This is a genomic window from Streptomyces sp. YIM 98790, assembly GCF_011421595.1.
In the GTDB taxonomy this organism is placed as follows: Bacteria; Actinomycetota; Actinomycetes; order Streptomycetales; family Streptomycetaceae; genus Streptomyces.
Genome location: NZ_WTLH01000006.1, coordinates 55803 through 74867 on the forward strand (window position 1 = coordinate 55803; position 19065 = coordinate 74867).

The 19065-nt window shown below is 72.8% G+C and carries 16 protein-coding genes; 6 read left to right on the top strand and 10 right to left on the bottom strand.

Annotation, left to right across the window (positions count from 1 at the left end):
• Positions 1 to 72 precede the first annotated feature (72 nt).
• Positions 73 to 558 carry a hypothetical protein gene (locus GQS09_RS02250; RefSeq protein ID WP_165984247.1) on the top strand — a complete coding sequence of 162 codons (486 nt, stop codon included), beginning with the start codon at positions 73 to 75 and terminating at the stop codon, positions 556 to 558.
• On the opposite strand, the gene GQS09_RS02255 is transcribed toward GQS09_RS02250, so the two are convergent.
• The 7 genes from GQS09_RS02255 to GQS09_RS02285 all read right to left on the bottom strand — a co-directional run bounded on the left by GQS09_RS02255 (position 498) and on the right by GQS09_RS02285 (position 8111).
• Entirely contained in the window at positions 498 to 1037 is a 540-nt protein-coding gene (locus GQS09_RS02255; RefSeq protein WP_165984266.1) for an RNA 2'-phosphotransferase, read from the bottom strand. The genes GQS09_RS02250 and GQS09_RS02255 overlap by 61 nt on opposite strands.
• 167 nt (positions 1038 to 1204) lie before the next feature.
• Positions 1205 to 3091: an SDR family oxidoreductase gene (locus GQS09_RS02260; protein WP_165984248.1), complete on the bottom strand. Its 1887-nt coding sequence runs from the start codon at positions 3089 to 3091 to the stop codon at positions 1205 to 1207.
• A gap of 209 nt (positions 3092 to 3300) precedes the next feature.
• Positions 3301 to 4023: an ABC transporter permease subunit gene (locus GQS09_RS02265; RefSeq protein ID WP_165984267.1), complete on the bottom strand. Its 723-nt coding sequence runs from the start codon at positions 4021 to 4023 to the stop codon at positions 3301 to 3303.
• Positions 4024 to 4137: 114 nt separating this feature from the next.
• On the bottom strand, positions 4138 to 5055 hold the full coding sequence (locus GQS09_RS02270) for an ABC transporter ATP-binding protein (RefSeq protein WP_165984249.1): 918 nt from the start codon (positions 5053 to 5055) through the stop codon (positions 4138 to 4140).
• 2 nt (positions 5056 to 5057) lie between these two features.
• Positions 5058 to 5915: an ABC transporter permease subunit gene (locus GQS09_RS02275; RefSeq protein WP_243761051.1), complete on the bottom strand. Its 858-nt coding sequence runs from the start codon at positions 5913 to 5915 to the stop codon at positions 5058 to 5060.
• 88 nt (positions 5916 to 6003) lie between these two features.
• Complete coding sequence (locus GQS09_RS02280) at positions 6004 to 6993, bottom strand: ABC transporter ATP-binding protein (protein WP_165984268.1); 990 nt, start codon at positions 6991 to 6993, stop codon at positions 6004 to 6006.
• Between the two features lie 164 nt (positions 6994 to 7157).
• Complete coding sequence (locus tag GQS09_RS02285; RefSeq protein WP_165984251.1) at positions 7158 to 8111, bottom strand: LLM class flavin-dependent oxidoreductase; 954 nt, start codon at positions 8109 to 8111, stop codon at positions 7158 to 7160.
• A gap of 308 nt (positions 8112 to 8419) precedes the next feature.
• On the opposite strand from GQS09_RS02285, the gene GQS09_RS02290 reads away from it, so the two are divergent.
• Entirely contained in the window at positions 8420 to 9232 is an 813-nt protein-coding gene (locus tag GQS09_RS02290) for a Cof-type HAD-IIB family hydrolase (protein ID WP_243761052.1), read from the top strand.
• Positions 9233 to 9340: 108 nt separating this feature from the next.
• Here GQS09_RS02290 and GQS09_RS02295 read toward each other — a convergent pair whose 3' ends face one another.
• The 3 genes from GQS09_RS02295 to GQS09_RS02305 form a co-directional block, all read right to left on the bottom strand.
• Positions 9341 to 10204, bottom strand: coding sequence for a hypothetical protein (locus GQS09_RS02295; RefSeq protein ID WP_207957372.1), 864 nt, complete (start codon positions 10202 to 10204; stop codon positions 9341 to 9343).
• Positions 10205 to 10409: 205 nt separating this feature from the next.
• Positions 10410 to 11366 carry a metallophosphoesterase gene (locus GQS09_RS02300; RefSeq protein ID WP_165984254.1) on the bottom strand — a complete coding sequence of 319 codons (957 nt, stop codon included), beginning with the start codon at positions 11364 to 11366 and terminating at the stop codon, positions 10410 to 10412.
• A gap of 195 nt (positions 11367 to 11561) precedes the next feature.
• Complete coding sequence (locus tag GQS09_RS02305; RefSeq protein WP_165984255.1) at positions 11562 to 12719, bottom strand: LacI family DNA-binding transcriptional regulator; 1158 nt, start codon at positions 12717 to 12719, stop codon at positions 11562 to 11564.
• A 303-nt stretch (positions 12720 to 13022) separates the two neighbouring features.
• On the opposite strand from GQS09_RS02305, the gene hisC reads away from it, so the two are divergent.
• From hisC to cydD, 4 genes are all read left to right on the top strand, one after another.
• The gene (gene hisC, locus GQS09_RS02310; RefSeq protein ID WP_165984256.1) at positions 13023 to 14162 is read left to right on the top strand and encodes a histidinol-phosphate transaminase; all 1140 of its coding nucleotides are present in this window, start codon (positions 13023 to 13025) and stop codon (positions 14160 to 14162) included.
• A 376-nt stretch (positions 14163 to 14538) separates the two neighbouring features.
• Entirely contained in the window at positions 14539 to 16047 is a 1509-nt protein-coding gene (locus tag GQS09_RS02315) for a cytochrome ubiquinol oxidase subunit I (protein WP_165984269.1), read from the top strand.
• Between the two features lie 30 nt (positions 16048 to 16077).
• A complete protein-coding gene (gene cydB / locus GQS09_RS02320; RefSeq protein ID WP_165984257.1) occupies positions 16078 to 17223 on the top strand; it encodes a cytochrome d ubiquinol oxidase subunit II in 1146 nt (381 codons plus the stop codon).
• Positions 17224 to 17293: 70 nt separating this feature from the next.
• Positions 17294 to 19065, top strand: a 1772-nt coding sequence (gene cydD / locus GQS09_RS02325; protein WP_165984270.1) for a thiol reductant ABC exporter subunit CydD, incomplete at its 3' end; no start/stop codon positions are given.

Sequence of the window (19065 nt, forward strand, 5' to 3'; positions counted from 1 at the left end):
ATGTGAGGAGGGTCAATATGACCCTCCACTCCCCCTGAGCGCTCGCTCACTTTTCCACAGACCCAGGGCAAGGTGCGGCTGTTCACCCGGCGGACGGTGCTGAATGTGGCGCTGCTGCGGGACAGCGACATCGCGCGGTGGGTGCGGAGCTGTCTGCTGGATGCCGAGGAGTCCTTCCGCGGGCAACGGGGACCGACAGCGGAGGACTTCACCGCGCTGGACACCCGGCTGCGCCGGGTCGAGGCGGACATGGCCCGGATCGGGACGACGTTCCAGGAGCTCGGGCCGCTGCTCAACCGGATGATGACCCGCCTCGACCGGGTGGAACGGCGGGTGGACACCACCGACCAGGTCGTCGCGGCGCTCGCCGACCGGGTGCACCGGCCGGGGGAGGACGTCCGGCGGCTCGACCGCCGGGTCGACCGGGTCGGGAGGGCGCTGCGGCGGCAGGCGCTGCGCGGGCGCCGACCCGCGCGGGCTCCCCGGCGGCGGCAGGCTCAGCCGAGGTACCGCGGGGGGACGGCCTCGGTGAGCCAGACGTTGTTGGCGGTGCGGTAGAAGGGGTGGCCGGCGCGGTGCAGCGCGCCGGCCGCCACCGTGAGGATCACCGGGCGGCCCCGGCGGGCGCCCACCCGGGTCGCGGTCTCCCGGTCCGGTGAGAGATGGACGTGGTGGCGGTTCATCGGCCGCAGGCCCTCCGCCCGGATGGCGGCCAGGCTGCGGCCGACCGTGCCGTGGTAGAGCACCTCGGGCGGTTCGGCCGGTTCGAGGCCGAGGTCGACCTCGACGGTGTGGCCCTGGTTGGCCCGGATGCGGGTGCCGTCCTCGCTCAGCGCGAAGCGCTGCTTGTCGTTGCGCGCCACGATCGCGTCGAGCTGCGCGCGGCTGAGGGGGACGTTGTGCCGGGCGCAGGCGGCGAGCAGGTCCGCCACGTCCGTCCAGCCCTGGCGGTCCAGGGTGATGCCGATCCGGCCGGGGTCGTGGCGCAGATGGCGGGCGAGGTACTTGGAGAGACGCGTGATGCGCCGGTCGTCCAGCGGGGTCCCGGTGGGGGAGGAGCCGCCAGTGGATTGACGTTTCAGGGATTTATCCACAAAGCGAGGATGCCTGTGGATGAGGGCTGTGGACAACTCGGTTTCGACGAAAGGCCGTTCGGGCGGAGCAGAAGTCGGGAGGCGGAGCGGAGATGAGGAACGGAGCAAGATCAGGAGGACGGCCTGATGCGGGCCAGGGCACGGCGGGCGCGCGGGGAGATCCGCGCCAGCGCGCCGAGCACCCGGGCCTCCGCCGTCACCGGCACCACGGCCTCGTTCTCCAGCACTGCCCGCAGGATGGCGGTGGCCACCTTCTCCGGCGGGTAGTTCCGCCGCTCGTACAGGCGCGTGACGCCCTCCCGGCGGCGCTGTTCCTCCTCCTCGTCCGCCCCCGCGAAACGGGTGGTGCGGATGATGTTCGTCTTCACCATCCCCGGGCAGACCGCGCTCACCCCGATGCCGCGCCCGGCCAGCTCCGCGCGCAGGCATTCGCTCAGCATCAGCACCCCTGCCTTGGAGGTGGAGTAGGCGGGGGTGGAACGGGAGGGCTGGTAGGCGGAGAGCGAGGCCACGTTGACGATGTGGCCGCCCTCACCGCGCTCGGCCATCTGCCGGCCGAACAGCCGGCAGCCGTGGATGACACCCCACAGATTGACGTCCAGCACCCGGCGCCACTCCGCCACCGTGGTGTCCAGGAACGGGCCGGCCATGCCCACACCCGCGTTGTTGACCAGGATGTCCGGGGCGCCGTGCCGCTCGGCCACCTCGGCGGCCAGTTTCTCCATCCCGGCCTCGTCGGCGACGTCCACGGTCCGCGCCCAGGCGTCCGGGGCACCGAGGCGGCGGGCCGCCGCCGCGGTACGGGCGGCGCCCTCGCCGTCCCGGTCCACGGCGATCACCCGGGCGCCGGCCCGGGCGAAGGCGTGCGCGGTGGCCCGGCCGATGCCGTGGGCCGCACCGGTGACCAGGACCAGCTGGCCGGCCAGGCGCTCGGCCCAGCGGCCGGCGGCTGCCGGGACGGTGGCCGGCCCGGCGGCACCGGCGGCACCGGCGGACCCGGAGGCGCTGTGGCTGTCGATGAAGTCGGTGAGCAGGCGGGCGATGCGGTCGGGGCGGGTGCGCGGCGCCCAGTGCCCGCCGGGCACGGTGCGGCGCACCAGCTGCGGCACCCACTCCTCCAGGCCGTCGTGCAGCCGGGCCGAGACATAGGGGTCGTCGGTGGGCTGGATCAGCTGGACCGGCGCATGGGCGTACGCGTCCGGCCGCGGGTCGCGCAGCCGGGGCCGGACGTTGTCGCGGTAGAGCCACAGCCCGTGCGCGGCGTCGCGGGGCAGCGAGCGGGTCGGGTAGCCGTCGGCCGGCATGCCCTCTCTCCGGCGCAGCAGCGCCGGGAAGACCGCGCCCACCGGGCCGCGCCAGGCCAGCTCGGGCAGCAGCGGCAGGTGGAAGGCGTAGACGTACCAGGAGCGGGCGCCCTGGCCGAGCAGCTCGGCGAGGTTGCGGGGGGTGGGGTGCAGGGCGCGGCGCTTGAGCCACATGCCGAGGTGGTCCAGGCTCGGGCCGGAGAGCGAGGTGAAGCCGGCGATCCGGCCGCGGGTGCGGGCGGAGGTGGTGAACTCCCAGCCCTGCACCGAGCCCCAGTCGTGGCCGGCCAGATGGACCGCCCGGCCGGGGGCGAGCGCGTCGGTCACGGCCAGGAAGTCGCCGGTGAGCCGGTCCAGGGTGAAGCCGCCGCGCAGCGGGGCGGGGGCCTCGGAGCGGCCGTGTCCGCGCACGTCGTAGGTGATGACGTGACAGCGTGCGGCGAGCCGGCGTGCCACCGCGTCCCAGACCTCCTTGGTGTCCGGGTAGCCGTGCAGCAGCACCACGGTGGGACGGTCGGCGCCGTGGCCGGCGCCCTCGCCCCCGGCGCCGCCCCCGGTGCCGTACTCGGCGGCGCAGAGGGTCAGGCCGTCGTCGGTGCGGATGAAGTGTTCGGCCGGTGCCGCCTGGGCCTGGTCCACCGTCGTCCACCGTCCCGTTCTCGATCCCGTTCGGTTACCGTATGGTAACCCCATTGCTGACAAAAGTGTCAGCAAGCCTGCCGCGGCGTCAAGGGTGCACGCGGGCCGGGTGCGGGGGACGGTGGGTCACCGTCCCCCGCACCCGGCCCGGAACCGAAGCCACGCCCGCGCCCCGCGCCCGCACCCGCCGGGCCCTGTAGCCCTGCCCGTACCGGTGACCGGTTACGCCTTGCGTCCGCGAGCCGCGACCGGGACGGCGACCGTCAGGACTCGCCCGCCAGCGTCAGGGAGCGCAGCCGCCGCCCCGCGTACCAGGTGGCGCCCACCGTGGCCACGGCCAGCAGGATGATCCCGGCGGTCAGGCCGACCTCCGATTCGATGCCGGCCCCGGGCGCGGCGATCCGCTCCGCGATGGACAGTCCCCACTGCTGGATGCTCAGCGCCCGCGCGCCCGGCACCAGGGAGCCGAACAGCGCCTCCCACACCAGCGCATAGACCAGCCCGAACACCACCGCGTTCCGGGACACCGTGCCCATCAGCAGGAAGACCGCGCTGTAGGCGATCGACGCGACCGCCGCGGCAGCCGCGTACGCCACCGCGATGCGCTGGCTGTTGCCGCCCAGGATCACCCCGGCGACCAGTGTGGGCAGCGCGGTGAACAGCATGGTGACACCGATCGCCACCAGCAGCTTGGTGGTGATGATCACGTGCCGTTTCACCGGCTTGGCCAGCAGATAGACCACCGAGCCGTCGTCGATCTCCGGCCCGATGGCGCCGGTGCCGGCGATCACCCCGATCAGCGGCACCATGGCGGCCAGCGCGAAGCCGCCCAGGATCTCGGCGGCGGCCCGGTCGTCCACCCCGGTCTGGGTGCGGATCACGACCGAGATGAGCAGCAGCAGTGCGGGCAGCACCGACAGCATCAGCGCCCGGCGGCGGCCGAGCAGTGCGCGCAGCGTGAGGCGTCCCACGGTGGGGTGGTACACGGCCGGCCCGCGCGGCGCCCGTACCGGGGCGGCCGGCGCCGGTGCCGGGGCGGTGGAGGGGGAGGACATGGCGGTCTGGCTCCTTGGGATGCGGAAAGCGGGCGGGCGGCGGCGTCAGGCGCTGACCAGATACGAGAAGACGCTCTCCAGCGACTCGTCCGAGGGCGAGACGGTGAGCAGCCGGATGTCGTGCCGCCTGGCAAGCTGCGGCAGCCGCTCGGCGAACCGGTGGAAGTCGACCGCCTGGACGCGCAGCGCGTCCTCGGCCCGGTCGATCTCGATGCCGCTGGTCGAGGCGTCCGCGATCAGCGCGGCGGCCAGCGCCCGGTCGTCGCTGGAGCGGATCAGGTACTGGTGCGGACGGTCGGTCATCAGCCGCCGGATCTTGCGGAAGTCGCCCGAGGCGGCGTGCCGGCCGGCCACGATCACCTCGATGTGCGAGGCGAGCTGCTCGACCTCCTCCAGGATGTGCGAGGAGAACAGCACCGTGCGCCCCTGGCTGCCCATCGTGCGCAGCAGCTCCATCAGGTGCATCCGCTGACGCGGGTCCATGCCGTTGAAGGGCTCGTCCAGCAGCAGCACGGTCGGGTTGTGCACCAGCGCGGAGGCCATCTTGACGCGCTGCCGCATGCCCTTGCTGTAGGTGCCGATGCGCCGGTCGGCCGCCGCGGTCATCTCCACGGTCTCCAGGGCGGCGCGGGACGCCGCGCCCGGGTCGGCCAGGCCGTGCAGCTCGGCGTTGGCGAGCACGAACTCCCCGCCGGTGAGGTAGTCGTACATACCCTCGCGCTCGGGCACCAGCCCGATCTCGCGGTAGACCGCCTCGTTCTGCCAGATGGTCCGGCCGTCCAGGGTGACCTCGCCGGAGGACGGGGCCAGGAAGCCGCTCATCATGTGGATCAGGGTGGACTTGCCGGCGCCGTTGGGGCCGAGCAGGCCGGTGATGCCGGGGCCGATGTCCAGACTGATGTCGTTGACGGCGACCACGTTGCCGAACCAGCGGGAGGCGCTCTTGATGTGGATCACGGACACGGTCAGATTCCCGCCTTCCGGTAGCGGCGCAGCATCAGGGCACAGCACAGTACGGTGAGACCCACGATGACCAGCGGATAGGCCGCGGCGACCGCGCCCTCGGGCGCCAGATTGCCGGGGAAGTCGGTCGCGTCGGTGAAGAGCATGCCCTGGAGGCCGTCGATCAGGGTGCCGGGCGAGAACAGGCCCAGCACCTGGGCGAGGGTGTCGTTGCCCTGGTCGTAGGCGACGAACTGCACGGCGGTGGCCGCGAAGTACGGGATGGTCAGCACGGCGATCACGGCGGCCACGCCGAAGCCGCGGCGCGGCGTGAAGGAGGCCACCAGCAGGGCGATGGCCGCGTGCATCGCGGAGAACACCACGGTCACGGCCAGCCCTTCGGCCAGGCCCCGGGTCTGGTCGGCGAAGTCCATCTTGGCCAGCAGCGCGCCGATGTACATGATCAGCACCGGCGCACCGGTGAAGAGGATCAGCGCGGTGGTGAGCGCGCTCAGCTTGGCGGCCACGTAGTCCACCCGCTCGATGGGGCGGGAGAAGTACAGCGGCACGGTGTGGAAGCGCAGGTCGAGGGAGACCATCTGCGGCGCGGCCAGGGCCAGGAAGAGGCCGATCACCGGCTGCATGAAGACCGCGTAGCGGGCGTAGTCGACGGGCAGCTCGTCCAGCCCGACGGTCACCGCCACGGCCACCACCACCAGGGCCGGGGTGGCCACGATGGCGAAGAAGAGGAACGGCAGCACCTTGGAGCGGGCGGAGCGGCCCAGGCCGTAGGCGCCGCGCAGCGAGTGCTCGAAGAGGGAGCGGCGGGCGTAGGAGCGGCCGAGCCGTTCGCCGTCGTAGCGGCGGTAGCCGATGTCCATGATCCGCGCGTCGGGCGGCGCGGACTGGCCGGGCTGGCCGGGCCGGCCGCCGGGCGCCGGGCCCCGGCCGGTCTTCGCGAGCGTGGTGTCAGGCTGCATGGCCGGTGTTTCCCTTCTCCCCGGGGGTGTCCCCGGTTCCCTTGCCGGTGACGGCGGCGGCCGGCTCGCGGTCCTGGAAGACCTCGGCGATGCGGTGCCGGCGCTGTTCCATCCGGACCAGGCCCAGGCCCAGTTCGGCGATGGCGTCGCGGATGGTGTCGTAGGCCGCCGCGTCCTCGCCCGGGTCGACGTGCACATTGCGTCCGCCGCCGGGTTCCACCGTCAGTCCGGCGGCGGACAGCGCGGTGCGCAGCGCGGCGGCGCCGTCCGGGTGGGCGTCGGTGTCGGTGACCTCGATCAGCAGCGAGCTGGTGGTCTGGGTGAAGCCGGCGATGGACTCGCTGCGCAGCAGCTTCCCGCCGTCGATCACCACGATGTGGTCGCTGGTGCGCTCCAGTTCGCCCAGCAGGTGCGAGGTGACCAGCACGGAGATGCCGAAGTCGGTCCACACCCGGCGGATCAGGCCGAGCATCTCGTCCCGGCCGGCCGGGTCCAGGCCGTTGGTCGGCTCGTCGAGCAGCACCAGCCGGGGGTCGTGCACCAGCGCCTGGGCCAGCTTCACCCGCTGCTTCATGCCGGTGGAGTAGCCGCCCATGGGACGGTAGCGCTCCTCGTACAGGCCGACGTGGCGCAGGGTGTCGGCGGTGCGCTCGCGGGCCGCGGTGCGCGGCAGGCCGGCCATGCGCGCCATGTGGACGACGAACTCGGTGGCCGAGATGTCCGGCGGCAGGCAGTCGTGCTCGGGCATGTAGCCGACCTGCTCGCGGATGGCGGTGCCGTCCTGCGCGCTGTTCCTGCCCAGCACGGCGGCGCGGCCCTCGGTGGCGCCGGAGAGGCCGAGCAGAATCTTGATCAGGGTTGATTTGCCGGCCCCGTTGGCGCCCACCAGGCCGGTGACGCCCGGGCCGATGTCCACGGTCAGCCGGTCCAGGGCGGTCACCGAGGGGTACCGCTTGGTGAGGCCTTCGGTAGCGATCACTGTCACGCCCCTGACCGTATCGCCCTGTGGTGCGGGACACGTCAGTCCGGAGTCCCGGAGGCTGTCCTTCCCAGGGATGACCGGCCCGTAAGGGCTGTCGGCCGAAAGACGGGCCGGCCCCCGGACAACCTCCGGGAACCCCCGGGGGCGGCGCGCGGCCGGTGTCAGGAGGCGAGCTGGGGCAGACCGTCGGTCACGATGCGTTCGAAGACCTGCTGGTCGGCGGCGAAGACCGAGTCGGGTACCGGCCAGTGCACCACCAGCTCGGTGAAGCCGGCCGCCATCGCCCCGCCGGCCAGCTCGACAAAGGCGTCCACCGATTCCAGCGGGCGGTGCGGGGTGAAGCCGGTGAGCAGGATCTTGCCCAGTGCCGAGGGCTCCCGGCCGGCCTCCTCGCAGATCGCGGAGAGCTGGTCCACCTGGCGGGCCAGGGCGCGCTGGGCGGCGCGCGGGCCGGCCTCGGCGGCGGCCGGATCTCCGGTGGTGACCCAGGCCTGGCCGTGGCGGGCGGCCAGCCGCATGCCGCGCGGGCCGGTGGCGGCCACGGCGAACGGCAGCCGGGGCCGCTGCACGCAGCCGGGCACGTTGCGCACCTCGTGGGCCGAGTAGTAGTCGCCGGTGTAGGAGACGCCGCCGGGGCCGCCCTCGCTCAGCAGCCGGTCCAGCAGGCGGACGAATTCGGCGAAGCGGTCGGCGCGTTCGCGCGGGCTCCAGGCGTCCTGGCCGAGCGCGGTGGCGTCGAAGCCGGTGCCGCCGGAGCCGATGCCCAGGGTCACCCGGCCGTCGGAGATGTCGTCCAGGGTGATGAGCTCCTTGGCCAGGGTGACCGGGTGGCGGAAGTTGGGCGAGGTGACCAGGGTGCCCAGGCGCAGCCGGGTGGTGGCGGTGGCCGCCGCGGTCAGTGTCGGTATGGCGCCGTACCAGGGGCCGTTGCGGAAGCTGCGCCAGGAGAGGTGGTCATAGGTGTACGCGGTGTGGAAACCGAGCTCCTCGGCCCGCTCCCAGTGCAGGCGCCCTTCCGCGGACCATCGGTGGACCGGCAGGATGACGGTCGACAGCCGCAGCGGCGTCGCGGCTGACGGCTGGGACTCCGGCGGCGGAGGCAACACGGCAGACATACCACCGCAGCGTAGGCCCTGCGGGCAGGCCGGCGGGTCACGTCTTCCCAACGAACCATGTGCCCCACGCGGCTCATTCGCGCGGAAGTCTGCACATGTGTGCTGGCATATGCGCCAAGATTATGGCTGTGACTCTCACCTATTCCGGCACCTGCCCCGAAGCCTGTCCCGGCACCGACTCCCCCGTCCCCTCCGCCTCCTCCGCCTCCGCTGCCTCTCCTTCCGCTGCTCCCTCCGCCTCCTCCCCGCCCCGCGCCACGTCCGCTCGCCACCCCGAGGGCGGCTCCACCCCGAGTCCCCGGCCCCGGCTGATCGCCACCGATCTTGACGGAACGTTGCTGCGGCACGACAAGACCGTGTCGCGGCGCACCATCAGCGCCTTACTCGCCGCCGCCCGGGCCGGCATCGGGTTCCTGATGGTGACCGGCAGGCCGGCCCGCTGGATGACCGTGGTCGGTGACCTGATCCGCCAGCTCCCCGGCAGCCCCGTCGCCATCTGCGCCAACGGTGCGGCCGTGGTCGACCTGCGGCACGGGCGGCACCGGCTGGTCGACGTCCACCCGCTGGACCGCAGGGACGCCCTGGCCACGGTGCATGCGCTGCGCGCCGCCGCTCCCGGGGTGACCTTCGCCGTGGAGAGCACCCGCGGCATCCACTACGACCCCGACTACCCGCCCTTCTTCCCCGGCGACCCGACCGCCACCACCGGGCCCGTCGACCCCCTGCTGGCCCTCGCACCGGCGGCCGGCGCCGCCCCCGTCATCAAGCTCCTGGCCCACCACCGCGAACTCGACCCGGACGACTTCCTCGCCCTGGCCCGCCGGACGGCCGGCGGCCACGGCCAGATCACCCGCTCCAGTCCGACCGCGCTGCTGGAGGTGAGCCGCAGCGGGGTGAGCAAGGCGACCACGCTGGCCCGCTACTGCGCCCGGCTCGGCATCCGGCGGGAGGAGGTCGTCGCCTTCGGCGACATGCCCAACGACCTGGAGATGCTGGCCTGGGCCGGCACCTCGTACGCCATGGCCAACGCCCACCCGGACGTGCTGGCCGCCACGCCCCTGCACACGGTCAGCAACCAGGAGGACGGCGTGGCCGCCGTCGTGGAGACCCTGCTGCCCTGACCGCTCGCTCCGGCACCGTCCCCGCGCCCGCGCCCCGGCGCGGGGACACCCCCTCCGCCGGAGAACCGGAGCGCCGGACGGCAGGGGCCGCCCGGCACCGCAGCGCGGCTAGCGTTCGGCGTGGTTGTCGTCGGATTCGGCGTGGCTGCTGTAGCCGGGGCTGCTGTAGCGCGGGTGGGGAAAACCCGCCGCCGACCGGTCGCCGACGCGGCCCTCCGGCGCCTCGCGGCCCTCGGAAGGGCTGGTGAAACTGGGGCTGGTGAAACTCAGCCGCGGGGTACGGCTCTCCCGCGGCGGCGCTGCCGCCCGGCCCTCGCGGCCCGCCCAGGCGGCCGCCGCGTTCCGCAGGAACGGGTTCATGCCGCGCTCCAGCAGCGCCCGGCGCCATTCGGCGCGGGCCCGTTCGAGCTCCGCCGCGGCCCGCGAGGCGGCGTCCGCCGCCCGGCCGGCCGGCTCGGCGGTGGCGCCGTTGCGCAGCGCCGTGCCGAACAGGATCACCGCTGCCGCCAGCACGCCCACACCGGTCAGCACCGCGAACACCCAGCCCGTGGTGCGCATGCCCGCGGCCACCGACGGCTCCGGGCCGGCCAGCCGCAGGGCATAGCCGGACACCAGGAACACCACGGCGGCGACCCCGGACAGCACCGGGACCAGCACCGCGACCAGGGCGGCCAGCCCCGATCCGGCACCGCCTCCGTCCGCCTGCCCGGAGGAACGCCGGGAAGATTCCGTGTTCCGCTCCGTCAGCCGGCCGAATTGCTCACGCAGTCGCACAAAACGCCGGTACTCCGCGTCGGCGGCGGGTGCGATCAGCGGTATCGCGTCCAGCGCCATGCTCCGCAGCCGTTCCGCGTCAAAGGAGTCCCCGTACCCGGGGAATTGCGGATTGCTCCGGGCTCTGCGCAGCGCCTCGTCGAGGATCCGCTCGAACTCGGGCTGATCCTCCGGCAGCAGATATGTCGCGCTGTCCATGTGCACGTCCCCATTGCTCCGCAGTGCCGAACGTGCCGATCGGACCGTGGAGGGAACTTGGGCCGGTCGGGCGCGGCGGGCTGGTGGGCAGGAATCCGATCGTAGAGCGCTCCCGGCACCCTGTGCAGAGTCGTGCCGGAATATGTCCATACCCCGTGGAGCGCGCCGATCACCGGATTGCCGCGGGTCAGAACGCCGGCCGGGGTCAGTTCGCCGCGGCCGGTGCCGCTCCGGCCGCCCCCTCCTTCAGCGGCAGCCGCGCAACCAGCAGCGCGCCCGCCATGGTGACACCGCCGTCCATGGCGACGGCGAGATCGTCCGCATAGACATAGGGCCCGGTGATGTGGGGCGCGCCGTCCGCACCGGTCGCGCCGTTGCCCTCGGCCTCGGCTCCGTCCCCGGTCAGATAGGGGATGGGGCTGTGCCCGTGCACCACCCGTTCGCCGCCGAAGGCCGCCAGCAGTTCCCGCGCGGCCATCGCCCCGCCCTCGTCCCGGAAGGCGAAACGCTTGGTGAACTTCCGGAAGAGATCCCAGGTTTCGTCGGGATCGTGACGCTGCAATGCCTGTTTGATGGCGTCATTGACGTCCTCGACGGTGCCGCCGTACTCCAGATAGGCGGTGGTGTCGGAGTGCACCAGCAGATGGCCGTCGGTCACCGCCATGGCGTCCAGCCGGGACATCCACTGCAGGTGGTGGTCCTCCAGTCGTTCCATATCGCTGGGCTGGCCGCCATTGAGCATCCAGGCGGCATGGAACGTGGCGGTGCCCGCGCCGGAGTCCACCGGGGTGTCGCCGAAACGCTGGGCCCCGAGCAGCAGCAGTTCATGATTGCCGAGCAGCGCCTTGCAGTAGCCCCCGGATGCGGCGGCCTCGGCGGACAGATTCATCACCAGATCGATCACACCGATGCCGTCCGGACCGCGGTCGGCGAAATCGCCGAGAAACCACAGGCGGGCATTGCCGCCGGCCCAGTGGTCCTCCTCGTCGGTCAGCCCCGCGGCGCGCAGTGCCTCCCGGAGCTCCTCCAGATAGCCGTGCACATCGCCGACGACGTAGAGGGGGCCGGTACCGTCGTGCTCGTTGCTGCCCGGTTCCGGTTCCTCCCCGTCCTCCGCGCCTGGCCGCAGCAGGTCGGTTCCGTCACCAGCCCCCTGAGTCATCGACCCCTCCACCAGTACACGCCGCCTCACCCCGGGAGTCTTCTGGTCCGGACCGCCCCGGGTCCAGCGCCCATCATAGAAATCCCGGTGCCCGGGCGTGCGGCACCCGGGACGGCCGTGCGCCGTCCGGGCGGTGTCCCGGGGCCGGCGGCTGGCCCGAGCCTGGCCATTGTGCCGGAAACCACCCTGTGGAAACTACTGGTCGGCCACCTGCGGCCGGCGTGGCGGATTGACTGTGACACTGCGTGAACGCCGCTGGGACGAGGCGCGGACGATCAGTTCGGTGGGCATCACCCGGCCGCCCTCGGCCGCGGTGGTGACGGCGGTGGCGGACAGCAGCGCGGACTTCGACTCGGGACTGCCCTCGATGGCGTCGATGAGCAGCTGGATCACCGTGGTGCCGATCCGGCCGGGCTTGAGCGACAGAGTGGTGATGGGCGGCTCGGTGGTGGCGTAGACGGTGGATTCGCTGCAGCAGATCAGCAGCAGGTCCTCCGGCACGCGGAGCCCGTAGCGGCGGGCTGCGGCGAGCAGATCGGTGCCGTTGGGGTCGTAGAGGCCGTAGACGGCGTCCGGCCGGTCGGGGCGGGCGAGCAGGCGGTCGGCGGCGACCGCGCCGGCGCACGGGTCGTGCGCGGGGTAGGCCTCGTATACCGGGTCCTGGCTCTTGCGGGCGCACCAGGAGAGGTAGGCCGCGGTGGACAGCCGGGTGTAGGTGTCGGTGCCGGTGCCGGTGAGCAGGCCGATGCGGCGGGCGCCGGAGGCGGCGAAGTGGTCCAGCAGGTGGGTGACGGCGGCCTCGTGGTCGTTGTCCACCCAGGCGGTGACCGGGAGATCGCCGGCCGGGCGGCCGTCGGAGACCACCGGAATGCCCTGCCGGACCAGCTCGCTGACCACCGGGTCCTGGTCGGAGGGGTCGACCACCACGGTGCCGTCCAGCGCGACATTGGACCAGACGTCGTGCTGGGAGGTGGCGGGCAGGATGACCAGGGCGTATCCACGGGCCAGGGCGGCGGAGGTGGCGGCCCTGGCCATCTCGGCGAAGTAGGCGAACTCGGTGAAGGTAAACGGTTCCTCACCGTAGGTCGTCACGGTGAGGCCGATGAGCCCGGACTTGCCGGTGCGCAGCGCGCGGGCGGCGGCCGAGGGGCGGTATCCCAGCCGGTCCGCGACCGAGCGGACATGGCGGCGGGTGGTGTCGGGCAGCCGGCCCTTGCCGTTGAGGGCGTCGGAGACGGTGGTGATCGAGACACCGGCGGCCGCGGCGACGTCCCGGATGCCGGCCCGCCCTCCAGGTCTGCGGCTGCCCTGTTCTCTGTCCGACCGGCGCACCTGATGCTTCGCTGCTGTCATGGCGACCTGATCGTAGGTCCGGGCCGGGTGCGCACGGACTGCTTCGGCCAAGGCAGGCGAAGGATCGTTTCTGCATCGCTATGAAGATCGCAGACCGTCAATATCAAGGCCATCTTCCCTCCCCGCGAAGGAAGTTGCTGCCAATGCCCTGGTCAGACGGTGGTCGGGGGAACACTTTCAACATGGGCGTGCTCACCCTTTCGGGTGACGCGCGCCAGGGGTTTCGCCACCCGCGCCCTTACCGGCACGTGCGCCCCGGCCAGGGGATACGCCCAGCGGCCCGTTCCTCCTAGAGTGTGCGGGATGAGCTACCAGGCAACCCCGCACTCCCAGGCCCCGGGCCCGGAGCAGTCATCCTCCCAGGACACGACCCCGGTCCTGCCGAGGCTGCGCCGGGCGCTGGACGGCATCCCCGGCTACCGCCCGGGCCGTCCCGCCGCGCCGGGCACCGTCACGTACAAGCTCTCGTCGAATGAGAATCCCTACCCGCCGCTGCCCGGGGTACTGGCCGAGGCGGTGCGGACGGCCGAATCCTTCAATCGCTACCCGGACATGTTCTGCTCCGGGCTGACCGCCGCCCTGGCCGGACACCTGGGCGTGCCGCAGAGCCACATCGCCACCGGTGTCGGCTCGGTCGGCGTGGCGCAGCAACTGCTCCAGGCCACCGCGGGGCCGGGCGACGAGGTGATCTACGCCTGGCGGTCCTTCGAGGCGTATCCCATCCTCACCCAGATCTCCGGCGCCTCCTCGGTGCAGGTCCCGCTCACCGCGGCGGAGGAGCACGACCTGGACGCGATGGCGGCGGCGGTCACCGCGCGCACCCGGCTGATCTTCGTCTGCAACCCGAACAACCCGACCGGCAACCTGCTGCGCCGCGCCGAGCTGGAGCGGTTCCTGGACCGGGTGCCGCCCGAGGTGCTGGTGGTGCTGGACGAGGCGTACCGCGAGTTCGTGCGCGACCCGCTGGCGGCGGACGGCATCGAGCTGTACCGGGACCGGCCCAACGTGTGCGTGCTGCGCACCTTCTCCAAGGCGTACGGGCTGGCCGGGCTGCGGGTGGGCCTCGCGGTGGCGCACGAGCCGGTGGCGGAGGCGCTGCGCAAGACCGCGCTGCCGTTCGGGGTGACCCAGATCGCCCAGCAGGCGGCGATCGCCTCGCTGCGCGCCGAGCGGGAACTGCTGCACCGGGTGGACGCCCTGGTGGCCGAGCGGCGCCGGGTGACGGACGGGCTGCGGGCGCAGGGCTGGACGGTGCCGGAGCCGCAGGGCAACTTCGTCTGGCTGCGGCTGCACGAGGCGACCGTGGAGTTCGCCGCGGCCTGTGACGCGGCCGGGGTGGTGGTCCGGCCGTTCCCGGGGGAGGGCTGCCGGATCACCGTGGGTGAGCCGGAGGCCAACGACCGGTTCCTGGCCGCGGCCGCGGAGTTCCGCAAGGCCGGCTGACCATGGGGCCGAGCGGCCCCAGGAAGGGGCTGCTCGGCTCTGCCGGGGCATGTCCGCCCGGCCGTACGGTCCCGGACATGCCCCGACCTGTGACCTCTCCTTCCCCCGGGCTGCCCGGGCTGCCCCGGCTGCCCGGGCGAGCGCCGGAACGCCGGCGCCGCGGACCGGTACCGGACCCCGCCGCAGCCTCCGCGGATGCGGGGGCTATCCTATTTGTGAATGTGAATACGTTCACAAACTCGGAAGATTTGTCCCCCGGCGCCCCATGCGCCCCGACAATGACTGGTGACCGCCCCAGTGGCCGCCGCGACCCCGGTCGTCATCGGGCACGCCGCCAGCCGCGGCGCACGCTGTGAAGGAGACCGCAGTGCAACTGATGGAACTCGCACTGGCCGACGAGACCCTCGCCCGGTGGCAGTTCGGCATCACCACCGTCTACCACTTCCTCTTCGTCCCGCTGACGATCTCGCTGGCCGCGCTCGTCGCCGGTCTGCAGACGGCCTGGGTCCGCACCGGTAAGGAAACGTATCTGCGGGCGACCAAGTTCTGGGGCAAGCTGTTCCTGATCAACATCGCCATGGGCGTGGTCACCGGCATCCTCCAGGAGTTCCAGTTCGGCATGAACTGGTCCGACTACTCCCGCTTCGTCGGCGACATCTTCGGTGCCCCGCTGGCCTTCGAGGCCCTGATCGCCTTCTTCTTCGAGTCCACCTTCATCGGGCTGTGGATCTTCGGCTGGGACAAGCTGCCGCCCAAGATCCACCTGGCCACCATCTGGATGGTCTCGCTGGGCACGGTGCTCTCCGCCTACTTCATCCTGGCCGCCAACTCCTGGATGCAGCACCCGGTCGGCTACACCGTCAACGAGGAGACCGGGCGGGCCGAACTCACCGACTTCGTCCACGTCCTCACCCAGAACACCGCGGTCGCCCAGTTCGCGCACACCATCACCGCGGCCTTCCTCACCGGCGGCGCCTTCATGGTCGGCATCGCCGCCTGGCACCTGACCCGCCGCAACCACATCCCGGTGATGCGCGCCTCGCTCCGGCTCGGCCTGGTCACCATGGTCGTCGCCGGCCTGCTCACCGCGGTCAGCGGCGACCGGCTGGCCAAGATCATGTACGAGCAGCAGCCCATGAAGATGGCCGCCGCCGAAGCGCTGTGGGACACCGAGGGCCCGGCCCCGTTCTCCCTGTTCGCCATCGGTGACGTGGACGAGGGCCACAACGACGTCGCCATCGAGATCCCCGGCCTGCTCTCCTTCCTCGCCCACGACAACTTCAGCGACGAGGTGCCGGGCATCAACGACACCAACGAGGCGCTGCAGGAGCAGTTCGGCCCCGGCGACTACCGGCCCAACATCCCCGTCGCCTACTGGTCCTTCCGCTGGATGATCGGCTTCGGCATGACCTCGGCGGCACTCGGCGCGGCCGGGCTGTGGCTCACCCGCCGCCGGCTGTGGCTGGCCCCGGAGCTGCGCACCGCCGAGGACGAGCGGCCCCGGCTGGTGCTCACCCGGGGCCGTGAGCTGGGCCCGGTGCTCAGCGGCTGGTGGTGGAAGCTGGCCGTGCTCACCATGCTCTTCCCGCTGATCGCCAACGCCTGGGGCTGGATCTTCACCGAGATGGGCCGCCAGCCCTGGGTGGTGTACGGCGTGCTGCCCACCTCCGCCGGTGTCTCCCCCGGCGTCTCGCAGGGCGAGGTGATCCTCTCCATGAGCGTCTACACCCTGCTCTACGCCGCGCTGGCGGTGATCGAGGTCGGGCTGATCGTCAAGTACGTCAAGGCGGGACCGCCCGAGCTGACCGACGCCGACCGCAATCCGCCCACCCGGATCGGCGGGGACCTGCGGGACCCCGACCGGCCGATGGCCTTCTCGTACTGAGACCGACACCGGAACGAGGAACATCACGCGATGGAACTGCACACCGTCTGGTTCATCCTCATCGCCGTTCTGTGGATCGGCTACTTCTTCCTGGAGGGCTTCGACTTCGGTGTCGGCATCCTCACCAAGGGCCTGGCCAGGGACCGCCGCGAACGCCGGGTGCTGATCAACACCATCGGCCCGGTCTGGGACGGCAACGAGGTGTGGCTGCTCACCGCGGGCGGCGCCACCTTCGCCGCCTTCCCCGAGTGGTACGCCACGCTCTTCTCCGGCTTCTACATCCCGCTGCTGCTCATCCTGGTCAGCCTGATCGTGCGCGGCGTGGCCTTCGAGTACCGGGCCAAGCGGCCGGAGGAGAACTGGCAGCGCAACTGGGAACACGCCATCTTCTGGTCCTCGCTGCTGCCCGCCTTCCTGTGGGGTGTGGCGTTCGCCAATGTGGTGCGCGGCGTGCCGATCGGCCCCGACAAGGAATTCGCCGGCAACCTCTTCGACCTGCTCGGCCCGCACGCGCTGCTCGGCGGCGCGGTCACCCTGGCGCTGTTCACCTTCCACGGCGCCGTCTTCGTCTCGCTCAAGACGGTGGGGGAGATCCGGGAACGGGCCCGGAAGCTGGCCGGCAGGCTGGGGCTGGTGACGGCCGCGCTGGCGGTGGCCTTCCTGCTCTGGACGCAGTCGATGACCGGTGACGGCTGGAGCCTGGCCGCGCTGGCGGTGGCGGCGGCGGCACTGCTCGCCGCGCTCCGGGCCAACGGCCTCGGCCGGGAGGGCTGGGCGTTCGCGCTCTCCGGGGTCACCATCGTGGCCGCGGTGGCCATGCTCTTCCTGTCGCTCTTCCCGGACGTCATGCCCTCCTCGCTGAACGCGGAGTGGAGCCTGACCGTGGAGAACGCCTCGGCCACCGACTACACCCTGCGGATCATGACCTGGGCGGCCGCCCTCGCCACCCCGGTGGTGCTGCTCTACCAGGGCTGGACCTACTGGGTGTTCCGCCGGCGGATCGGCGTCCAGCACATCGCCGAGGAGCGGCCCTCGTCCCCGCCGGACGTTCCGGATGTCCCGGACGGTACGAACGGGCCTGACGGGCCTGACGGTACGGACGGGCGGGACGGTGCGTCCGGCCCGCCGGAGAGCACCGCACCGCCCGCCCCGGCCAGCCCCGCCCCGGCCGGATGAACCGAGGGGAAGCCACCGTGCGCACCGGATTCGTCACCGACTGTCAGTACCTCCTGATGGAATGGCCGCCCTGAAGCCGATCGATCCGCGACTGCTGCGCCACGCCCGCGCCACCCGGGGCTTTCTCGCCGCCTCGGTGGCGCTGGGCCTGGCCAACGCGCTGCTGGTGATCGCCCAGGCCGTGCTGATCGCCGACCTGGTGACGGGCGCCTTCCAGCGCGGGCTGACCGCGGGCGAGCTGAGCGGCCCGCTGGCCTGGCTGGCCGTCACCGCCGCCGGCCGGGCCGCGGTGGCCTGGCTGACCGAGCTGGCCGCGCACCGGGCGAGCGCCGCCGTCAAGTCCGAGCTGCGGCTGCGGCTGCTCGACCACGCCTCCGCCCGCCTCGGCCCCGCCTGGGTGGGGACGCAGCGCACCGGCGAGCTGGCCAACCTCGCCACCCGCGGGATCGACGCGCTGGACGGCTACTTCTCCCGCTATCTGCCGCAGCTCGGGCTTGCCGCGGTGGTGCCGGTGGCGGTGCTGGCGCAGATCCTCACCGAGGACTGGCTCTCGGCCGCCACCATCGCCGCGACACTTCCGCTGATCCCGCTGTTCATGGTGCTGATCGGCTGGGCCACCCAGGCCCACATGGACCGGCAGTGGCGTCAGCTCTCCCGGCTCTCCGGCCACTTCCTGGACGTGGTCGCGGGGCTCACGACGCTCAAGGTGTTCGGCCGGGCAAAGGCCCAGGCCGACAAGATCCGCTCCATCACCGGCGAGTACCGCCGCTCCACGCTGCGCACCCTGCGCATCGCCTTCCTGTCCTCCTTCGCGCTGGAGCTGCTGGCCACCATCTCGGTGGCCCTGGTCGCGGTCTCCATCGGCATGCGCCTGGTGCACGGCGGCATCGACCTGCACACCGGGCTGGTGGTGCTGATCCTGGCGCCCGAGGCGTATCTGCCGCTGCGGCAGGCCGGCGCCCAGTACCACGCCGCCGCCGAGGGGCTCTCCGCGGCCGACGAGGTGTTCGCGGTGCTGGAGACCGACCCCGGGCCGTCCGGCACCGGCCCGGCACCGGACGCCCGGCACGCACCCCTGGTGCTGGAGGGGGTCTCGGTCCGCCACCCCGGCCGGGAGGCGGATTCCCTGCCCCCGGTCTCCCTCACCGTCTCCCCCGGCGAGATCCTCGCCCTGACCGGCCCCTCCGGCGCGGGCAAGACGACCCTGCTCTCGGTGCTGCTCGGCCTCACCCGCCCCACCACCGGCCGGGTGCTGGCCGGCGGCCGGGATCTGCGGGGCATCGACCCGGAGAGCTGGCACCGCCAGATCGCCTGGGTCCCCCAGCACCCCCACCTGTTCGCGGGCACGGTCGCCGACAACGTCCGGCTGGCCCGCCCCGCGGCCGATGACGCCGCCGTGGCCCGCGCCCTGCGGGACGCGGCGGCCGCCGGCCTGGCCCCGGAGCGGATGCTCGGCGAGGGCGGCGCCGGCCTCTCGGCCGGCCAGCGCCGCCGTGTCGCCCTGGCCCGTGCCTTCCTCGCCGACCGCCCGGTCGTGCTGCTCGACGAACCGACCGCCGCACTCGACGCAGAGACGGAGGCAGAAGTCGCCGAGGCGCTGCGCCGGCTCGCGGCCGGGCGCACCGTCGTCCTGGTCACCCACCGCCCCGCGCTGCTGCCCCTGGCCGACCGCGTCCTGCCGCTCCCCGCCCCCGGGGAGCGCGCCGCGGCGGTGACCTCCCTCGCCGGCCCCCGCTCCGGGGCTCTCCCGGCGGCCGGATCTTCCGCCGCCGGGGCGGCGGCGCGGCGGCCCGCGGAGCCGGGGGAGTGGATGCTCGGCGGGGCACACGACGAGCGGAGCGG